The sequence below is a fragment of the Pseudomonas sp. 2995-1 genome (assembly GCF_002742505.1).
GTDB classification, from domain to species: Bacteria; Pseudomonadota; Gammaproteobacteria; order Pseudomonadales; family Pseudomonadaceae; genus Aquipseudomonas; species Aquipseudomonas sivasensis.
In genome coordinates, this window is sequence record NZ_LJSA01000349.1 from 49,238 (window position 1) to 67,621 (window position 18,384).

At 56.4% G+C, this 18,384-nt stretch carries 12 protein-coding genes, 1 tRNA gene and 1 pseudogene; 4 read left to right on the forward strand and 10 right to left on the reverse strand.

Going from position 1 to position 18,384, the window contains the following annotated elements:
• Positions 1 to 212: 212 nt before the first annotated feature.
• Positions 213 to 5,294 carry an AAA family ATPase gene (locus tag AOA61_RS13155; protein ID WP_099601923.1) on the forward strand — a complete coding sequence of 1,694 codons (5,082 nt, stop codon included), beginning with the start codon at positions 213 to 215 and terminating at the stop codon, positions 5,292 to 5,294.
• Between the two features lie 194 nt (positions 5,295 to 5,488).
• On the opposite strand, the gene AOA61_RS13160 is transcribed toward AOA61_RS13155, so the two are convergent.
• From AOA61_RS13160 to AOA61_RS13205, 9 genes are all read right to left on the reverse strand, one after another.
• On the reverse strand, positions 5,489 to 5,698 hold the full coding sequence (locus AOA61_RS13160; RefSeq protein WP_099601924.1) for a hypothetical protein: 210 nt from the start codon (positions 5,696 to 5,698) through the stop codon (positions 5,489 to 5,491).
• Between the two features lie 63 nt (positions 5,699 to 5,761).
• Positions 5,762 to 6,604, reverse strand: a complete 843-nt coding sequence (locus tag AOA61_RS13165; protein ID WP_099601925.1) for a chromosome segregation protein SMC — start codon at positions 6,602 to 6,604, stop codon at positions 5,762 to 5,764.
• A gap of 95 nt (positions 6,605 to 6,699) precedes the next feature.
• Complete coding sequence (locus AOA61_RS13170; RefSeq protein ID WP_099601926.1) at positions 6,700 to 9,588, reverse strand: DUF927 domain-containing protein; 2,889 nt, start codon at positions 9,586 to 9,588, stop codon at positions 6,700 to 6,702.
• Positions 9,585 to 9,857: a DUF3077 domain-containing protein gene (locus AOA61_RS13175; RefSeq protein WP_099601927.1), complete on the reverse strand. Its 273-nt coding sequence runs from the start codon at positions 9,855 to 9,857 to the stop codon at positions 9,585 to 9,587. Before AOA61_RS13175 ends, AOA61_RS13170 begins: the two co-directional genes overlap by 4 nt.
• On the reverse strand, positions 9,854 to 10,138 hold the full coding sequence (locus AOA61_RS13180) for a hypothetical protein (protein ID WP_015636993.1): 285 nt from the start codon (positions 10,136 to 10,138) through the stop codon (positions 9,854 to 9,856). The genes AOA61_RS13175 and AOA61_RS13180 overlap by 4 nt, the downstream gene beginning before the upstream one ends.
• Positions 10,139 to 11,001: 863 nt before the next feature.
• Positions 11,002 to 11,268: an AlpA family transcriptional regulator gene (locus AOA61_RS13190; RefSeq protein WP_099601929.1), complete on the reverse strand. Its 267-nt coding sequence runs from the start codon at positions 11,266 to 11,268 to the stop codon at positions 11,002 to 11,004.
• A gap of 87 nt (positions 11,269 to 11,355) precedes the next feature.
• Positions 11,356 to 12,267: a hypothetical protein gene (locus AOA61_RS13195; protein ID WP_099601930.1), complete on the reverse strand. Its 912-nt coding sequence runs from the start codon at positions 12,265 to 12,267 to the stop codon at positions 11,356 to 11,358.
• Between the two features lie 246 nt (positions 12,268 to 12,513).
• Entirely contained in the window at positions 12,514 to 13,755 is a 1,242-nt protein-coding gene (locus AOA61_RS13200; protein ID WP_099601931.1) for a tyrosine-type recombinase/integrase, read from the reverse strand.
• A 166-nt stretch (positions 13,756 to 13,921) separates the two neighbouring features.
• Positions 13,922 to 13,998: transfer RNA gene (locus AOA61_RS13205), tRNA-Met, on the reverse strand.
• A 135-nt stretch (positions 13,999 to 14,133) separates the two neighbouring features.
• On the opposite strand from AOA61_RS13205, the pseudogene AOA61_RS32225 reads away from it, so the two are divergent.
• A pseudogene (locus AOA61_RS32225) lies at positions 14,134 to 14,313 on the forward strand (MFS transporter); the annotation flags it as partial.
• A 51-nt stretch (positions 14,314 to 14,364) separates the two neighbouring features.
• Here the strand turns inward: AOA61_RS32225 and AOA61_RS13215 are convergent.
• Positions 14,365 to 14,916, reverse strand: coding sequence for an RNA polymerase sigma factor (locus AOA61_RS13215; protein ID WP_032886085.1), 552 nt, complete (start codon positions 14,914 to 14,916; stop codon positions 14,365 to 14,367).
• Between the two features lie 263 nt (positions 14,917 to 15,179).
• On the opposite strand from AOA61_RS13215, the gene AOA61_RS13220 reads away from it, so the two are divergent.
• Both AOA61_RS13220 and sctV read left to right on the forward strand, forming a co-directional pair.
• The gene (locus AOA61_RS13220) at positions 15,180 to 16,244 is read left to right on the forward strand and encodes a TyeA family type III secretion system gatekeeper subunit (RefSeq protein ID WP_099601933.1); all 1,065 of its coding nucleotides are present in this window, start codon (positions 15,180 to 15,182) and stop codon (positions 16,242 to 16,244) included.
• The gene (gene sctV / locus AOA61_RS13225; protein WP_032886088.1) at positions 16,241 to 18,334 is read left to right on the forward strand and encodes a type III secretion system export apparatus subunit SctV; all 2,094 of its coding nucleotides are present in this window, start codon (positions 16,241 to 16,243) and stop codon (positions 18,332 to 18,334) included. Before AOA61_RS13220 ends, sctV begins: the two co-directional genes overlap by 4 nt.
• Positions 18,335 to 18,384 lie beyond the last annotated feature (50 nt).

The following is an 18,384-nucleotide window of genomic DNA, read 5'->3' on the forward strand; positions in this document are numbered from 1 at the left end:
GATTGCTGCATGTCATGAGGGGCAGCAAGCGGCCAAAAGCGGACTCTCAGTAGAACCCCACCAAACTAATGATATTCCTACATTCTTGTTATTCTTGATCAGTTTGTACGTTGCGCGGGCCGTGTGAGCGCTCGCATGATGTTGCTATCGAGGCAGGCTTTCAAAGCAGCCGCCCCCCATTCGGAAGACGGAGAATATATTAGGTGGACACTATGGATGGTCAAAACCGGGAGCGAGTTTCAAGCCCCGCTGCCACCGGGGGCGCAGGCGTTTATTTCGAGCAGCACGTTCAGGCGTATTGGCTGGCGCAACTGCTCGTCCGCAGCATCCCACCGATACTGACTGATAGAGGTGTTGCAGAGGTCCACTTTCAGACAGAGCATCTCGGTTTCAACACCGATGACTTCCTCGTCGTCTGCGAGCGGGAAGGTGAAGCCCCCGCACAACTTGTTGGTCAAGTGAAGCGCAGTCTCACGATCAGTGCTGCCGACGATGAGTGCAAGAAAGCTTTTGGAGATTTCTGGAAAGACTTCAAGAAAGCCGGTCCTTTCAACCCCCAGTACGATCGCTTTGTCCTCGTCACTCTACGTGGCACGAACACGCTCCTCGAAAATTTCTCTGGGCTGCTCGATTGCGCCAGGGGGGCAGCTGACGGCAAAGATTTCCAGCGGCGACTGTCTCTCAACGGATTCATCTCTAAGAAGTCAGTCTCCCAGTGCAATGAACTTTGCACGATTGTAAGCGCACTGGAGGACACGCCCGTCACTGCCAAAGATCTGTGGCCCTTCTTGTGCGTGTTACACGTCCTGAGCCTCGATCTGCAAACATCGACCCGTCAGACCGAAGCACATATCAAAACATTGCTCGCTCTCAAGTCCACTGACTCAGATCCGCTCGCAAGCGCGACTGCAGCCTGGAACAGACTTCTGTCCTTTACCAGCGACGCCAATCCAGCCGCTCGAAGCCTGAAGCGCACTGACCTTCCAGATTCTCTTGTCCTTTCATACAGCGAGGTGGGAACGCACGAGAGACACGTACTGATGGCCCTGCGAAACCATACGGATTTCGTCCTGAGGAAAATCCGCAAAACGATTGGACCAACCTTACACCTGCAGCGCGCTGGGATTATTCAGAAAGTTCTTGAAGCCCTCGAAACGAAGCAAGTAGTCCTGATCACGGGGCCAGCTGGTAGCGGCAAGTCGGTCATTGGCAAGGAAGCAGTGTCTTTCCTTTCTCGCGAATTCTTCGCCTTTGGCTTCCGGGTTGAGGAGTTCGCCGTCGCCCATATTGATGAAACCCTGCACAACAGTCAGATTCCTGCACGCGCCACGGAGCTACAGGCCATTCTCGGAGCACAGGACCGCAAAGTACTCGTCATCGAGAGCGTCGAACGCCTGCTCGAAAAGCCCACACGTGACGCCTTCAGTGATCTGATGACCCTTGCCCAGGGAGACAACGGTCTCGGTATCGTCATGACCTGTCGGGACTATTCCGTGGAGCAGGTACAGGCCAGCTTCCTTCTACCGGCAGGAATTGATCACGCTGTCATCGAGATACCTACACTCGACGACTCCGAACTAGAAGAGATTCAGACAGCGTTTCCATCAATGGCGATCCCGCTGGGCAATCCAACTCTGCGCAAGATTCTGCGCAACCCGTACTTTATTGACAAGGCACGCCAGATTCCCTGGGATGCAGGACGCCCACTTCCAGAAAGCGAGAGGGATTTTCGGGCTGTTTTTTGGCGGCAGATCGTACGTGCGGATCACAACCCGGCCAACGGCATGCCGCGTCTGCGCGAAGAGGCTTTGCAGGAGGTGGCTGTACGCCGGGCGCGTGCCCTTTCAGATCATGTGCCCGCTTCTGGACTCGACCCGGTAGCCATCACTCTGCTGAAACAGGATTCCCTCGTTGTTTCTCCGGACGGGAAGCCCCTGCTCGTTGCGACGGCGCACGACGTACTTGAAGACTGGGCCATCCTACAATGGATTGAGGAGCAGCACTTCACGGATGAAATGGCATTCAAGGCGCTCTCCTCCGCGATTGGTCCGCATCCCGCACTGCGCCGCTCTTACCGGAAGTGGGTTGCCGAACTGGTCGATCGCGATGAGCCTGCTGCAGACCGGATCTTCCGAGCAGCCATCACGCAAGCAGATGCTCCTGCTCAATTCCGCGACGACACGCTGGTTTCGCTGTTGAAGGCACCGTCGGCCCCCGAATTTCTGGCGCGGCACGAGGCTGATTTACTCGCCAATGATCGCGCCGTACTCAAGCGGGTAATCCACCTACTGCGGGTTGCCTGCATGACATCACCTGCGTGGCTTGTCGGCGTGCGCGGCCATAGTTCGATCCTGAACGTGCCGGACGGCGTAGTCTGGGCGACCGTGGCAGGGCTTGTTCATCGCAACATTGGCAGTTTTGGTTCGGAAGATTCTCCACTGCTACTTGCATTGATCGAGGATGCGGTACGCGGCGTCAGTTGGTGGGCACCGGACATCGAAGGAGCTGAACAGATCGCCGGGATTGCTCATTGGCTCCTCCCGCGCGTTGACAGCTACAGAAGGGGCGATGCACGTAAACGCGTTCTCAAGGTCATTGCCAAGATTCCGAAGGCCAACCCTATTCGCTTCGAAGCTGTTATGCGCGGAAAGATCAGGGATGGCTGGAATCACGACCCCGTCGCCGAAGAGTTCCGCGACATTATTCTTGCGGGTCTCGACGGTGCACCTGCGGCCCGCGACATGCCGGACCTTTTGGTCTCCATCGCACTAGATAACTTTCTCGCCACGGAGGAGTACCTGAGAGAGGAACCCTTTGGCCGTTCATCCCTCGACATTGAGCTTTACTTCGGCATCAAGGAACACCTGAGCCGCCATTCTCTCCCTGCCAGTGCGTTTCGAGGACCATGGGTCAACCTGCTCAAGTGCCATCCGGGAAAGGGCCTCGATTTCCTGGTACAAGTCTTCAATCACAGTGCCGAGTGGTACGCGCATCCACGCCTTGGTGACCGACTGGAGCCCGCTTGGGAAGTCGAGTTGACGCTCGCAGATGGGCTAGTGCGGAAACAATGGGTAAACCCGCGGCTCTGGGGGATGTACCGAGGCTTGGGCGTCAGCCCTTATGTGCTCCAGTCGCTGCTGATGGCTCTCGAGAAATGGCTGCTCGACTATGCCAAATCCCACCCTGAGGGATTGGGCACCGTGCTGCTTGGGATCCTGCACCGCAGCGATTCCGCAGCACTCGCAGCTGTCGTAGCAAGCGTGGCAACCGCCCATCCTCACCAATCCGGGGAGGTTCTTCTGGCACTGCTCTCTGTGCAAGACTATATCCTTATAGACCGCAGTCGCATGGCCAGCGAGCACCAGACTTCCATGTTTGCGGGAATGTTCCCTACCCTGCGCACCGAGGACAAAATCTACGAAGAGGAAAGGAAGCAGTCGAACGAGCTACCGCATCGTCAACATGACCTCGAATTAGCTATCGCGAACCTGCAATTCGGCTCTCTTGCCCCAAGGGTTCACGCTATCATCGACAAGCACCTGGCTGAACTGCCTGCATTGGATAAGCGCATAGAAGATGACCTCATATGGCAACTTGCACTTCATCGGATGGACTTGCGCCAGTATGTCGTATCTGAAGCCCAGCCAGCATTGGCCGCGACATCCACAGTGGACAGCCAAAAGCCAACGAAGAGCTACATCAGTCTGGAACCCAAACCCGCGGCCCCGGAAGTGCAACAATTCATTGAGGAGAGCGTAAAAGACACGGGAGAAGCGAATGCCCGGCTAGGCATCTACAACTGGGGACTTCAGATCTTCCAATACAAACTTGGCTCTGCTGAACCGGCACAATGGAGGGAGATACTGTCAGATGCGCAGGAGATGGACCGCACCAATGAATACCCGGACAGCAGCCGAAATGCCCCCGGCTTCGCCGCCGCGGTCTGCGTCCGCGATCACTGGGAGGAGATGTCACCTAAAGAGCAGGACTGGTGCATTGATGTCATCTGCTCGGAAATCTCCAGGCACGCGGACTCATGGGGAAGCATAAACCGAATGCAGAGGTTCTCGATGCAGGCAGACCGTCCGTGTGCTTTTGTGGTCCCGCTGCTTCTATCCAAGCCCTTGACCCAAAGCCAAACACCGCGCGTGCGCCTGGCCTTTATCACTGCAATAACCCACCCGATTGACGAAATCCGTTGGTATGCCACCAGGGGCATTGACGACCAGTTCTGGACAGCAAATCCCGCTCTCGCCCTCCTCACTGTCAATGCTATTTCTACAGAGGCCTCTATTTCCAATTATCATTGGACAGCCGAAGAGAAGAAGCGTCACGACAAGCGGAACCCGCTGGAAGCAATCGTCGCTGCCGCAGCCTCAGCGGTCCGCGAGCGTTTCTGGACTGACGGAGCCATCGCCGAAGATGCGCACATCCGACTCGAAATCACCGAGACATTCGGTGCTGAGGCGTTCGCAAAAGTCCTCGTGATTCTCGGACAGGTCCCCAACGAACCTCTCGCTGTGGCTGTGTACAGACGCGCTAGTGAATACTTGGTCGACTGCTGGAACCGCGAGTACGGCAGCTCTAACGGTCGTCGTGACCGAAACTACGAAAGTGAACAGTCGATATCGAACTGCGTGCAAGAATTTGTCATGCGTGTGGCAGATGTCGATGCGGCCCAAGTCCTGCAGCCCATCCTGGATGCGGTTGACAGGCATCCACGCGAAATCCATAGCGTCATCCAAGGATTGACCAGCAGCGAAGATCGCAACCCCAACACCAAGCAGTACTGGTTTTTGTGGAGTCTGTTGGCTGAGAGGGTCAAGAACGCTAAGTGGCTTGCCCATCTGGAAAATGAGCATCCATACGGCAGTGAGGTACTCTCGACGATCTTCCTGACCGCGTATTGGAAGGACGATGTCCGGCACTGGCGGAGCCTGGAAGGCTACGCCCATAACGTCGACTCGCTGTTCAATGCTCTGCCGCCGGTCTCGCTAGTAATGGACAGCTACGCCCGTTTTCTCTACCACATAGGCGAGCGCTCCATGCCAACAGCTTTTGTACACATCGCAAATGCGCTCAGACTGGGAAATAGCGCCGACATGCTGCGCGAGTCCAATACCGTTTTCATACTCGAAAGCCTGCTCCAGCGGCATGTCTACTCGCGACCGCTAGAACTCAAGCGTGATCCAAACCTGCGCGAGGCGATTCTGTATGTGCTCGACTTGCTTGTCGAAAGCGGCTCATCCGCAGCGTTCAGAATGCGGGACGACTTCGTGACACCGGCTACCTGATGCTCACTATTTTTTGACAAGGAGCTGGCCGACAGGTGAGTTGCCGCGAATATCCTAGACGGCCGATGACCGCTTCTGGCTGGAAGCGGTCATAAGCTCGCAGCCGCCACAGGCCGGAAGCCGAAAAATCTGGAGTGTTTTTTGTAATGGAAGGATCTAGCAAGATGGAAGCTTCTTAGGCTTCCGCTTCTTCATCACCCTCCCTTTCTTTTGAGTTGGACTTCAATGAAATCAAGCTCTGCCTTGATTGCGTCAATCGTGAGTGTCTCTACCTTAGTGGCTTTGTTTGCTCTTGCATTGAGCTTTTTCAGGCCGGCCAAGACGACAATTATTCCGTTCAAATGCAGCTTTCGGGCCTTTAGGTAATCAGGTATCTGGGCGTTGTTCTGTGGTGGTTTATTCATGGTTAGACCGATGGTTGGCCCGAAGCAGCCGACCCTCGCTGGTTGCTTCGGGGAAGGTTCAGGTTAGGCCGCCAGCAGGTCAAGTAGGCTATGCTGGCGCGAGCGATCTGCGAGTTCGTGCCAGGTCCAGCTTCCAAAGCGCTCGCCCTGTTCAGGGATATCCAGCTTCATCAATGAAACCGGATCCCGATTAATCAGTCTTCGCGCAGCCCACAGTTTGCCGCCGGCCTCCAGCAGTGCTTTCGCAGCCTCGTTCCACTGTTCTTCCAGCACAGTGTTCGCCAAGTGAGCCGCTTTGTTCTCGAACTTGGCGCGTTCTGTTTGTGCCTCCGTGATATGCAGATCAATCGTCACCAGCTCTTGGTCTAGCGCGGTGATCAGCAGTTGTTGGCGGCGGTGATGCTCAACCGCTGTCGTGAGATTTTTAGCTGCCTTTTGAGCCTCCGCGTTTGCGGCTTTCTCGCCCTCCACATCGCCCCAGGCTACAGCCTGCGCATAAGCGGTTGCTGCGTCCGTTTCAGCTTGTCGAGCCTTTGCAATGTCTTCCTGAGCGCTTTGGCGGACCTGCTGCAACCGGGTCTCAATGCTGTTGCGTTTTTCGTTGAGTTCCATCTCGTCGGCTTTCCAGTTCGCTATAGCACTGATATAGCCTGCTGCTATGTTTTCACGATCTGCGAGAGTCTCTTGGCGATTAACTCCACGATCCAGCGCCTCGATTTGACGTTCGAGAGAGTTGATGCGGATGTTACGAGTGCTGATTTCACTGCGAACGGTGCTTTCTCGGCCTCTCGCCATGCCTTCGGGATTCTCTAGCTCTGCCTCGAGGGGGCCTAGTTCAAGTTGAAGGCTCTCCATTTCGACGGTCAGTTTGGCGCGGCGGTCTTTCAGGTCTTGGATTGTGTTCATCTGTGTTGTCTCTGAGCATTACGTTTGATGGGAATGGTTGATTGGCTGGCGAGGCCGGGAATGAGCCGGCGCTACCTCGATCAGCAGGCATGCCGTCAGGCGGCCTTTGCCTCGCCTTCATCCGTTCCTGGAACGGTCTTCACCACGTAGCAGCGTTGAGGTCCTAACCCGGGCAGGCGAGTCAAGCTGTACGCCTTTCCGTCGGTTCCCGGCTCGAGCACGCCCCGTTGCAGCAGCTCCTTGTTCACCGCACTGATATTCATGCCCTTGAAGATCTCGGCCTTCCAAGCTTCAGGCAGAACGTAGTAGGTATTGGTGGTGTGCAGGGCATCCCCCATGCCGTGTTCCATCGTCTTGCGAAAGCCCAGTCGATCAATCGTGCGTGGGCCATGCTCATCGATCTTGGCGGCGGCAGATTCCCAGCGGGTAAAGCGGCTTTCTCCGAACCGTTCGATGACTTGGTGTAACCGCGCCAAGATCGCGTCACCCTCGAAGTTACCGGCGCCGCCACGCTCAGCCAGCCACGCATGCAGGCAAACCCGTGCAGCAGTCGTGGCCGTACCATCCGGCCAGCCGGTGACGCCGAAGGCGGTGGCCAACTCTCCGGCCGCTGCTGCGAGGCCAAAGCGAAGGGCGGCACGTTGGGCTTGCCCACTGGCCGATGCGGGTAGGTTTTGAGTGATGAACTGCTCCACAGTGCGGCGAATGATCACCGACCATCTGAGCATTTCTCCAGGCGCGCACAGCGCGTTCAGGAAGGCGGTGAGGGGCGTGCCGTAGTATTTGGCTACACGGGCCTTGAGCGCATCGGAGAGGGCGGCTGCGTCTTCAAAACCGTTTAGCACGTCGAACATGCCGAGGCCTTTGCTGGCATCCGCAGGCACGGCGAGCATGCGCACCTCCATACCGGCTTTTAGTTCCTTGTTGGCATCCGCCATGTGCTGCGCCAACGTCTTCTCGCCGGTCGAGAGAAACAGCAAGCGCCACTCCTGCACCTGTCGGCCCGCTTGTCCTCGATCATTCGCCCGAGCCTTGCCGGTGCCGTTGCCAAGCATGTAGACCGTCTCGCCGATAATGCGCGGATCGCACATGCCGATTTCATCCAGCACCAGGAGGCCGTCTGAGTGTGCAGCGGCGATGGACTCCAAGGCGTTATCTGTCGAGCGCCACGAACGCACCAGACGCGGCCCGCCATAAACCGAGGCTGCGACTTGCAAGTGAGTGGTCTTGCCGCCGGAGCTGTCGCCGTAGAGGTGGAAGCCGCCCGACTCATGCCCCAGTAGGTTCAGAAAAGGCCCTGCAAACGCCACAGAGACGACAAACGCCAAGCGGTGGTTGCCAACGCACAGCGCGCCGATTTGTTGCTGCCATTGCTCCAGAGAGCCGGCCTCGCTGATCGGTGGCAGTTGAGCACCGGCTTCATAAAAATGCAGGTGCTCGGAGTGTGAGCCGATCTGTTGTTCGGGTAGAAGGAATGCGTTGTCGTGCCAACCCAGGCGCGTTACCAAACGTGCGCGCTGGGCGCTGTCGAAGCCGCCGAGATAGCTCTGCAGGTCATTACGGGCATTGCGCCCCGACCGACTTCCGGCAAGGCGTAGGCCCATGTCTACCAGTGGCCCGAGTACATCCTTGCCAAAATCGCCGGTCATGGTTCGGGCTGGAATGTTCCAGCGTTTTTTGGCGCCGTCCGGGTCGTCGAACTCAACCAGCAAACCCCAGTTCTGGCCCTTGTCGTCGCGAGTGCGAGCGATGATTTCGAGAGGCGAACACACGGGGCGTGCCTCACCATCATCGCCGGAATAAAACACCCCTTCAGCGGTCAGGCGAAAGCCGCCCGGCAACAGATCATTTTTCGATTTCGCGGGGCGTTTGGCGGGCGCCTTGGTCGTCTGTTCTTGGGGTTCAGTTGGCTCAGAGGCACCGTCGAAAAACTCACCGCTGCGCACCAGCTCGGCGACGTGGCCAGCGGTCCAGCCTTTGGCTAATGCATCCGCTGCGTCGTCGCCGTCTGACCATTTTCCACCCTTGATGAGCGTGGGCTTTCCGCCTTTGCTGCTGGGCTTGAGCTTGAACACGTCGAGCGAGATTCGTTGTACCGAAGCGACACCCAGCTCAATCAACTTGAGCTCGATGGCGCCCATGCAGGTCTTCCCGCTGGCATCGTTATCCGGCCATAGCACCACCGTGCGCCCTTTGAGTGGCGTCAGGTCGGCCTTGTGCCAAGAGTTGGAGCCGTTCGGCCAGCACGTGGCTACATGGTCGGGCATCAGTTCAGCGGCGGCATCAGCAGCCTTTTCGCCTTCACACAGCACCACAGGCGCATCGGCCCGCTGCGCCAGCTCATCCAGGCGCAGCAGTCGCCGAGGCTCCAGCAATCCTTGCCAGCGCCATTGCGTGGTTTGCCCATCGGAGCGCTTGCACCAGGTCAACGGTGCAAAGACCTTCCTCGGTTTGCCCTCTTCATCTGGGCCTAGGTCGAAGCGATACAGCGCCATGACCGGTTGGCCCTGCGCATCGCGATAGATCCACACCTTGGACGGAACACCGTGTTGCCGGTGTTTGGCAGGGCACTTGTTCATGGCCTCGGCCGGGATCGGTTGAATCGCGACCCACTCCGGCGTTGCACTCTTGGCTGGTGTGCTTTTGGTGGTTGCAGATCCTGCGGAAACGTTGAGCAGATCTGCCAGTTTTTTACAGGCCTGAACGTCCGTTCCGCCGTCGATGTAACGCACCAGGTCGATCAGGTCGCCCCCCTTATCGCCGGTGGCAAAATCCGCCCAGGTGCCTTTGTTCAAATTGACCTTGAGTGAGCCCGCACGTTTGTCAGTGCGCGTGGGATTCGGTGCGGTGTATTCCTTGCCGCCATCAACACGTTTGCCGTTTGGCAGCCAGTGAGCAAGTACGCGGTCGATGTTCTTGAGGGCAGCGTTTTTTACGTCGGCAAAGCTGGGGCGTTTTGAGGTGTTGCCGGTGCGCTGAGTCATGGCGTTGTACTCGCTGCGTACAGAGCATCGTTCACGTCATCGATCAGCGCTTTTGCCATCTCGCCCAGGTAGAACGCTGGCCAACTGAAACGCTCGCCTTTGTCACTCATGGCTGCGTCGAGGGTCAGTTGATTGGCGTAGTACTGAAACAGCGATATGGCCTCAAGTGCGTCCTCGATCGGCACGCCTGCATTCACCCGAAATAATTTCTGGTGGGTGTCGTTAACACACGAAAATTCAGCACGCCCAAGAGTAGTGGCAGTGTTCACAGCGCACCGCCTTTCTGGCCCATTGGCACAGAGGAGGCATCACCGTACAAGGCGAGTGTTTTGATCAAGCCCAGGGTGCCGCGCACGTCCCAAATAACGGATGACAGTACGCGGTTGGAGAGCGCAGGTTTATCGCCGTCTAAATGATCTTCCAGCAGCATCAGAACTGAATCGGCTCGGTCCAGGGCGCAGGTGATGGCGTCGATTGGAATACCGGCTTCAGCATCTTGGCTGACGCAGAGTAGATCCTCGGGCAGTGAAAAGCCTGGGAGCATGCTCATTGGGCACCCCCTGCGGCTTCCAGGGCGCGAGCCTTGGACATATGGGCGTTGTAACGGGAAAGGCGTGTAGCGAGGCTGGAGTTTGCGTGTAAAGCGGCGAGAGCCATTGCTCGATGAGCAGCGGCGCGAATTTTGGACGGATTGAGGGCGTGCATGGGGCGAAACTCCTATTGTTGAGGAGCTGCCACGGTTCGCCGTCAAACGAATTAGGGTGGCAGCTGTGCGCAGGTTGACGGACCGGGACAATAGGAACCCGGCAGACCCGAAGGTCTCCCACGCACAGCCACCATAAAACGGATATGCGGGCACAAAAAAAGCGCCTGCAATCGTAATGGGGGCGCCTGTGCGCCTATTGTTGAACGGGCCGTCAAACCCGGTCGCTGAATTTGCAGCGACAGCCAGAGAGTAACGTCCGTTTTTTGAAAGTGCAACTGTGCAGATCTCTTGCGGTTTTTTTTGATGCGGCATAAATTGATCAAGCATGTAGATTTACCTCAACGCCTCCGGTTGCCGCCGGGGGCGTTTTCGTTAGTGCTGGGAAGCGACACGACTCAAGCTCATCCAGAACAGGTGATTGCCATGCCGAGAGTTCGTAAGCATGAGCTCGAGCGCAGTCACGTTGGCCCGGACACTCGGAATGAGCTGCTCGGTATCCTCAGCCGGGATCCCTTCTGGCGGCTCGATTGAAAGCATCACCCACTCGCGAGACGGCCAGACGAGAAGCATTACGTGGGCCCCTTTTGATATGGCGTCATCGCGCAATGTGCGGAGGCGGTCTTGGCCTTTTGGAGTAACGTTGGGTAGGAGCCCGATGCCGAGTAAATCGCCGGTGTCTAAATTCGTTTGTGGCAGGAAAATAGGAGTCATGCCGCCACCCTGTCGCGAGCAGCGATGCGCGCGTGAGTCCAATCCAAAACTTCAGAAAGGACCCATGCGACGGGGGCCCCACGAGCAGTGCTGTCGGTGAGTTTTACTGCTTGTGGAAAGCCGCTTTCAGGCTGGCTCATGAGCTTGTAAATGGTGGGGCGGGCGAGGCCTACAATGGCCATCACTTCAGTAACTCTGATCAACCTTGTTGCAGGCGCCAGATCTTTGGTGTGTGTCGGTTTGGAGGGGAGAGAGCTCGTCATAGTCGTGCCTGTAAAGTGAAAGACAGGTACAGACTAAGAGGCAAAAAAAAAGCAAACATGGTTTGCTTTTCTTCCACTGCGTAAAAATTATCTTGGTAGAAAACCGCCTATCTTTAGGTATTTCCTTACGGTGGGTATAGAGCCCTTGCCCTGTTGAACGAGTATTTTGATGAGGTCGGCCGCTGATATTTTGGGGTCAATAGCGATTTGCTTTATTGCCGATTTGCTTATCTCGTCAAGAAGATTTTTGGTGTTCTCTTGCTTCGCTGTCCCCGGCTTGCCATTGGCTTTCCCAGCTGCTTTGGCCCTTTCCGACGCTTTTGCTGCAAATGCCTGATCGAGTGCAGTTCGCAGAAACCGAGATGCGATCAAGTCGTTTCTGAGGTTGTCCATGTGGTCGGCTTCTTGGTACAGCGAAGCTAACATCAATGCTTTTGAGGTCTCGCCATACCGAATGGCGAACTCCTCCCGGGCCTCTATTTCAAGTTCGCTATTACGCTCCCTTTCCCTTTTGAGGAGAGAAGCATACTGGGTGGCGTCAGTTAGCCTGATCTGCTCGACCAGATCATAGTCAAGGTCATAGAGACTCAGCTCTAGGTTGAAAAGCCAGTTGCCAAGTGCCGCTACTGCCTCGACTGCCTGAATGAGCGCGTAGGTTGCTACAAGCTGGGTGTCGCTGGCTGGGTGACTGATCCCTAAGACGCCTCGAATGACTCTAGGTAGTGAGGTCGCTTCGGAAAAACAAACGTGCTGTTCAATCACGCTTCGAAGATGAAACATCCTCGTCGTAGTTGATTCTGCGCAGTCAGCGTAGCGGCCGTCCTCTAACCAGTAGGACATCGCGTTGTCGATGCAGTGAAACGCATCGCTAAATGTTTCCGAGAATTGGTGATACAACGACAACGTACGAACAGCGATTTCAACATCGTCGAGATCCCAAAGTAGGCAGTCGACATCCACACCGGCGATCTCTAGTTCTATGCCGTAATCAATGTCCATTGAGTTCTCCCCGACGCCCCGAGACCAGTGGGCTAACGCAGCGGTTTTCGGAGGGAAACGCGGATGCCAGCAGGGTTGCGGGTATGGCCTTTCTGTAACACGACTGCCCGATGTAACACGCGGCGCTCAGAAGCTTTGCAGTGCGTGTAACACTAAATATATTCAATAAATACAATGGGTTATTGTTAGGCGTAACACGCGTAACACCCGTAACACGATTTTTGAAGGGGTATAGAGTTAACGGCTTCACACGGCCTTCCCAAATTGACCTTGCACTACATCTCCGACCTCTAGGGCGTCAAGGTGATCGGCATACCATTGCATCATCTGTGTGCGTTGCTCAAGGTACTGAGCCTTGTTGTAAATCCCGCGAACACCTTGTGCCTTGTGGCTGAGTTGGGCCTCGATATGGTCCGCTGGATATCCGTGCTCGTTGAGGATCGTGCTGGCGATGTGGCGGAAGCCATGGCCTGTCTGGCGCCCCTCGTAACCAAGGCGTCTTAGTGCCATTAGGAAAACGGTATCGCTGCGGGGTTTGGTGCGGTCGCTTCTACCTGGAAACAGGAGTGGGTAAGCGCCGGTTAGTTGCCGAAGCTCTAACAGTGCTTCCACTGCTTGAATGCAGAGTGGCACCAGGTGCTCACGACCTTTCTTGCGACCCTTGCGCTCGACTGGAACGGTCCACAGCTTCTTGTCGAAATCGAACTCTACCCAATGTGCTTCTCGGAGTTCGCTGGGGCGTACGGCCATCAGGGTCAACAGCCTTAGACCAAGCTGAACATCTTTGGCGTGGGGGTAGGAGCGTATCGCTCGAAGTAACCCCGGAAGCTCATCGGGGGAGACGTGGGCATAGTTCTCTGCCTTTCCCGAGGACAGAAATTTATGTACACCCTCCAACGGGTTGTTGACGGCTCTGCCTGTTACGCGAGCCAGGTCATAGATATCTTTGCAGTAGGCCCTCACACGGCTCATCTGTTCCAGAATCCCCTGACGTTCAAGCCCTCTCAATAGCTCCATCCACTCCATCGACATGATTGAGGTGTAGGGACGTTTACCGAGCGAGGGGAATACATGGCGTTCGAGTGCACCGAGTATTCTTTTGGCCGTACCAGCATCCCAGCCGCTCAAGCGAGACGTGTGCCACTCCCTTGCCAATGCTTCAAAGGTGTCGTTGGCCGCGTCGATCTCGGCAGCTTGGCGAGCTTTCTTGGAGGTGATCGGGTTCTTACCTTCCGATGCGTCTGCGCGTAGTTCAGCCGCTTTCTGCCGAGCGAAAGCACCGCCCACTTCCGGGTAGCCGCCAAGGCCAAGCCACGACCATTTGCCGTCTGGCTTCTTGTAGCGTAACTCCCAAGACTTTTGGCCGTTCGGCTTGACCCTGAAATACAGCCCTGGGCTGTCTAGTTCGCGGTATGCCCCGGCCTCAGGCTCCAGGCTGGAAAGTGTGGTGTCAGCGAGAGGGCGCCGCTTGATATCGGTGCGTTTCATCCTTGTATGCCTTCAGTTCAATTATTTATGAAGCATACACGTGGGCATACACGGTGGGGAAGGATAGGGGTAGATAGAGGTGAACAGTCAGAAACAAGAAAGCCCGCACTAGGCGGGCTTCTTGAGGTGATTCATAGACTGCTGTAGACGTCTATGGATCGGTACTTGGTGGCTACACAGGGACTTGAACCCCGGACCCCAGCATTATGAATGCTATGCTCTAACCAACTGAGCTATGTAGCCAAGTGGCGCGCATTATTCGCGCAGAACGGGAATGCGTCAAGCATTTTTATTAAGAATTTTTCTACGCTTTCAATTGTTTATCGAAAATGGCCGTGTTGGCTGGCCGTAGGCGGCGTCTACACAGGTATGGGGCAGGGCAACGTGCGGATGATTGCCGGGGGATTGCTCGGGCGGATGTTTGGTTTTACCGGGATGGCGGCGCTGCTGGGACACCGGGCGGATGCTCATGACATCAAGTGGGTTTACACACTGGGCTCGGTCTTTACGCTGTTTGGGAGATTGGCGCTCTTTCTTGCGCGCATGCAAGAGGCCTGATTCGGTTGGGCAAATATCCCTGTCGCCCAACGTTTGGCTAGTCAGCCAGATTTAAGGTTGAAAAGGGTTGTGGGTGGCGCGCTTGAGCTGTTCGCGTGCACGCGACAGACGGGAGCGAACGGTGCCGATAGGGATGTCCAATACGTTGGCCGTATCCTGGTAACTGCCGTCGGTTTCCAGCGAGGCGTACATCGTCTTTCGCATTTCCGTCGGCAAGTGGTCGATGGCGCTCAACGTGTTCTCCAAGCGGCGGTTGATCTCAAATTCCCAATCCAGGTTGTTGGTTTCCTCGTGGCCATGCCACAACGACTCATCAAATTCGCAATGTACGGGTTTGGCGTACATGCGCCTGAAGTGATTACGGATCAGGTTCTGTGCGATGCCGCACATCCAGGTGCTAAGCGAAGCATTCCCGCAGAATCGCTCGCGGTTGCGCCAGGCTTCCAGGTACGTGAGTTGCAGAAGATCATCCGCATCTTCCGGATTGAGTACGCGCTTGTGAATGAAACGTTTGAGTTTTTTTTGCTGGTCGTCTGTCAGGTGAAGCATGAATTGAGGTGAGCTGCCAACGAGCTGAGCTAAAGCTCCGATAGGGATATTCATGATTTTTTTCCTTAGGGTAGACGCAGTCGAGCGGGAGTCGACAGCACCCTTTTGCACTCCCTGTGCCAAAAGAAAAAAATCGTAAGTTATTGATTTATTTATATAAATATTTTGAATCGTGACGATTTCACGCAGTACTTTGCATGGAGCACGGAAGGCTCGTGCAAATTTTTTCACACGCTGTGTGCGATCAGATTTCGATGGAACCGTATGCATAGGCACTGCCACAGAGGGACACACTCTCTCCCTGTACTGGCGTGCCCATGAAAGTTGAATCCAACAACGATGTGCAAACAATCCGCCCCTTGGATCAAGCGGTTACCAGCCCCTCCTCAGTGCCTGTGCCCGCGAAGGGCGTTGATGAGATGGGACATATTTTCAATCAGGAGGTGGAGCTCAATAGCCGGGCGCTGAGCGGGCGGAAGATGGGGTTGCGTGTGTCCCCGGTTGAGCAGCTTGTGCAGCTTTATAATCAGTTGGGCCATCCGGCCCAGAAGAGCATGGCTTCCATTTCACGAAGCATCATTGAGCAGTTGCGCAAGAGCGTCAGTACTGAGGAATTGGTCAGCCTCGCGGGAGGTGACCCAGCACGCGCCTTCGTAGTGCTCAACTACGTGACGGCCCAGGCAGACAGCGAAGTGCGTCCGTCCGAGGCTGCATTGGCACGCGATGCCATTGCCCAGTTGCAACTCCGGTTCAAAGGGGAAATTCAGGCAGGCCTGAACATTGCTACGGCGTTGCAGGCAGCTGTGGCCGACCCGCATGAGCGCCAGAAACTGCGCCAGCTTTACTACGCCAGTGTGGTCACGCGCCAGTCCTTGGCAACCATGATGCAGGCTTTGCTGGGTGATTACGGTGGCGAGCGGTTTCGCGACGTGCTCAACGCGATGCGTAAGGCCTTGGCGGATGACCTGGCGGCCCTGGTGTCGTCAATGCCCACACCTTTGTTGCGCACTTTGCTGCTGGGTCTGCAAAGCTGCGGGCAGTTGAGCGCGGTGTTATCCGGTTGTCACACGTTGATCCAGCGTTTGAGTATTGAGCATGACGCCGTGAGCTTGCTGCAACGCATACTGGGGTACGCCGGCGGCTGTATCTCTGTCGATGAAATGCTGCGGTTGGGAAACGATTTGGGTGGCGGTCCGGTTGACCGACAAATGGCATCCCTCAATGCGCTCTACCCGCTGTTTCAGCAGTTGCCCTTGGCCTTGTGGCCCGACAAGCGGGTCCGCCAGGAGTCCCTGCAGATTCTTTTGACGCTGATCGGTGAGTTGGACCGAGCCGTGCGTGGCCCCTTACGGTTTGCCGGTGAGCCGAGGCCCATGACGTGACGGCTGTGTCAGCCGTCAACCGTATATTGCTCAAAGTGGCACAGCGCGCCGAGGTGTTGGGCGCTGTGGTGGTCATGGCCATCGTATTTATCTTTATCGTGCCGCTGCCCACCTGGCTGGTGGACATTCTGATTGCCCTCAATATCTGCATATCGTGCCTGTTGATCGTTCTTGCGCTCTACCTGCCGGGCCCCCTGGCATTTTCGTCCTTCCCGTCGATCCTGTTGTTGACCACCATGTTTCGATTGGCACTGTCGATTGCAACCACGCGTTTGATCCTGCTGGAGCAAGACGCCGGCGACATCGTCGAGGCCTTCGGTAATTTCGTGGTGGGAGGCAACTTGGCGGTGGGGATGGTGATTTTCCTGATCCTTACCCTGGTCAACTTCCTGGTGATCACCAAGGGCTCGGAGCGGGTTGCCGAGGTTGCGGCGCGGTTCAGTCTGGATGCGATGCCGGGCAAGCAGATGTCCATCGACAGCGACTTGCGTGCTGGTCTGATTGACGGCGCGCAAGCACGAGACAAGCGGGAGCAGTTGTCCCGTGAGAGCCAATTGTTCGGCGCCATGGATGGGGCCATGAAGTTCGTCAAGGGTGATGCCATCGCGGGGTTAATCATCGTTGTGGTCAACCTGTTGGGTGGCTTCTCTACGGGCATGTTTCAGCACGGCTTGAGTGCGGCTGATTCGATGGCGTTGTATTCGGTCCTGACCATCGGCGATGGCCTGATTGCGCAGATTCCGGCGCTGCTGATCTCCCTGACTGCCGGCATGATCATCACCCGTGTTGCACCGGAGGGGCGCAAGGGCGTCAGCAACATGGGCGCTGAAATCGCCCGGCAAATGACCAGCGAGCCCAAGAGCTGGATGATCGCTTCGGTGGGGATGCTCGCGTTTGCGATAGTGCCCGGCATGCCTACCGGGGTATTTGTCTTTATTTCGCTCATAACCGGCAGCCTTGGGTATTACCTGATGCGCCAGCGTCAACGACAAGCGCAACCCGCGTCCGAAACCAGCGAAGCCGTGCGTCCTGAGGAGAACGGAAAAGAGGACTTGCGCGGGTTCGACCCGTCTCGCCCCTACCTGTTGCAGTTTCCGCCAGTTTTGCGTGGAACGCCGGAGGTGATGGAGCTGATTCACGGGATCCGCCAGTCTCGAAATGCTCTGGTTGCCAACATCGGCCTGACACTGCCGCCCTTCGAAGTCGAACTCGATGACTCGCTGGCCATCGACGAGATGCGTTTCTGTGTGCATGAAGTGCCGATGGTCAAGGCGTCGGTTGTCAGCCTGCTTGCCGTTGATCGTAACGCGTTGAAGGGTGAGCATGAGCACGGAGTACGGGGGCTGGCTGAGCGTGATGAGCAGGAATGGATCTGGCTGGAGCCGGATGATCCATTGCTTGATGATCCGCAATTGGAGCGTTTCACGGCGACAAGCCTGATCCTTGAACGCATGAAGCAGGCCATGATGCTCAGTGGGCCTCAGTTCCTGGGGATCCAGGAGAGCAAGTCGATCCTCAGTTGGCTGGAGCACAACCAGCCGGAACTGGTGCAGGAACTGCAGCGAATCATGCCGCTGTCACGGTTCTCGGCAGTGTTGCAACGCCTCGCCAGCGAAGGGGTACCGCTGCGGGCTGTGCGACTGATCGTCGAATCGCTGATCGAGTACGGCCAGCATGAGCGTGAGCCGGAAGCATTGGCTGACTATGCGCGAATTGCACTCAAGGCGCAGATCTTCCACCAGTACAGCGAGGCCGACGGTCTGCATGCCTGGCTGCTGTCACCACACACTGAAAACATCCTGCGTGAAGCATTGCGACAGACTCAGACGGGTGTGTTTTTCGCGCTTGACGACGACAACAGCGCCGCGTTGATCAACCTGCTCAATCAAGCTTTTAGTTTGAGGGCCAAGAGCAAGAGCGTGATGTTGGTGGCGCAGGACCTGCGTAGCCCCTTGCGGACCTTGCTGTTGGAAGAGTTCAACCATGTCCCGGTGCTGTCGTTTGCCGAGTTAGGGAGTACCTCAAAGGTCAAAGTGCTGGGGCGCATCGACCTGGGCCAGGACGAACTGATGCGTGGTGCGGTGGCATGAGTACTTGGCCATGGCCAGCGTGGAGGTTTTGAAGATGTTTGAGCTACGTG

Excerpts from the sequence above, each read along its gene's own strand:
- AOA61_RS13155 (WP_099601923.1), top strand. The coding sequence starts at position 213 with ATGGATGGTCAAAACCGGGAGCGAGTTTCAAGCCCCGCTGCCACCGGG.
- AOA61_RS13160 (WP_099601924.1), bottom strand. The coding sequence starts at position 5,698 with ATGAATAAACCACCACAGAACAACGCCCAGATACCTGATTACCTAAAG.
- AOA61_RS13165 (WP_099601925.1), bottom strand. The coding sequence starts at position 6,604 with ATGAACACAATCCAAGACCTGAAAGACCGCCGCGCCAAACTGACCGTC.
- AOA61_RS13170 (WP_099601926.1), bottom strand. The coding sequence starts at position 9,588 with ATGACTCAGCGCACCGGCAACACCTCAAAACGCCCCAGCTTTGCCGAC.
- AOA61_RS13180 (WP_015636993.1), bottom strand. The coding sequence starts at position 10,138 with ATGAGCATGCTCCCAGGCTTTTCACTGCCCGAGGATCTACTCTGCGTC.
- AOA61_RS13190 (WP_099601929.1), bottom strand. The coding sequence starts at position 11,268 with ATGACGAGCTCTCTCCCCTCCAAACCGACACACACCAAAGATCTGGCG.
- AOA61_RS13195 (WP_099601930.1), bottom strand. The coding sequence starts at position 12,267 with ATGGACATTGATTACGGCATAGAACTAGAGATCGCCGGTGTGGATGTC.
- AOA61_RS13200 (WP_099601931.1), bottom strand. The coding sequence starts at position 13,755 with ATGAAACGCACCGATATCAAGCGGCGCCCTCTCGCTGACACCACACTT.
- AOA61_RS13215 (WP_032886085.1), bottom strand. The coding sequence starts at position 14,916 with ATGAATATCCCTATCGGAGCTTTAGCTCAGCTCGTTGGCAGCTCACCT.
- AOA61_RS13220 (WP_099601933.1), top strand. The coding sequence starts at position 15,180 with ATGAAAGTTGAATCCAACAACGATGTGCAAACAATCCGCCCCTTGGAT.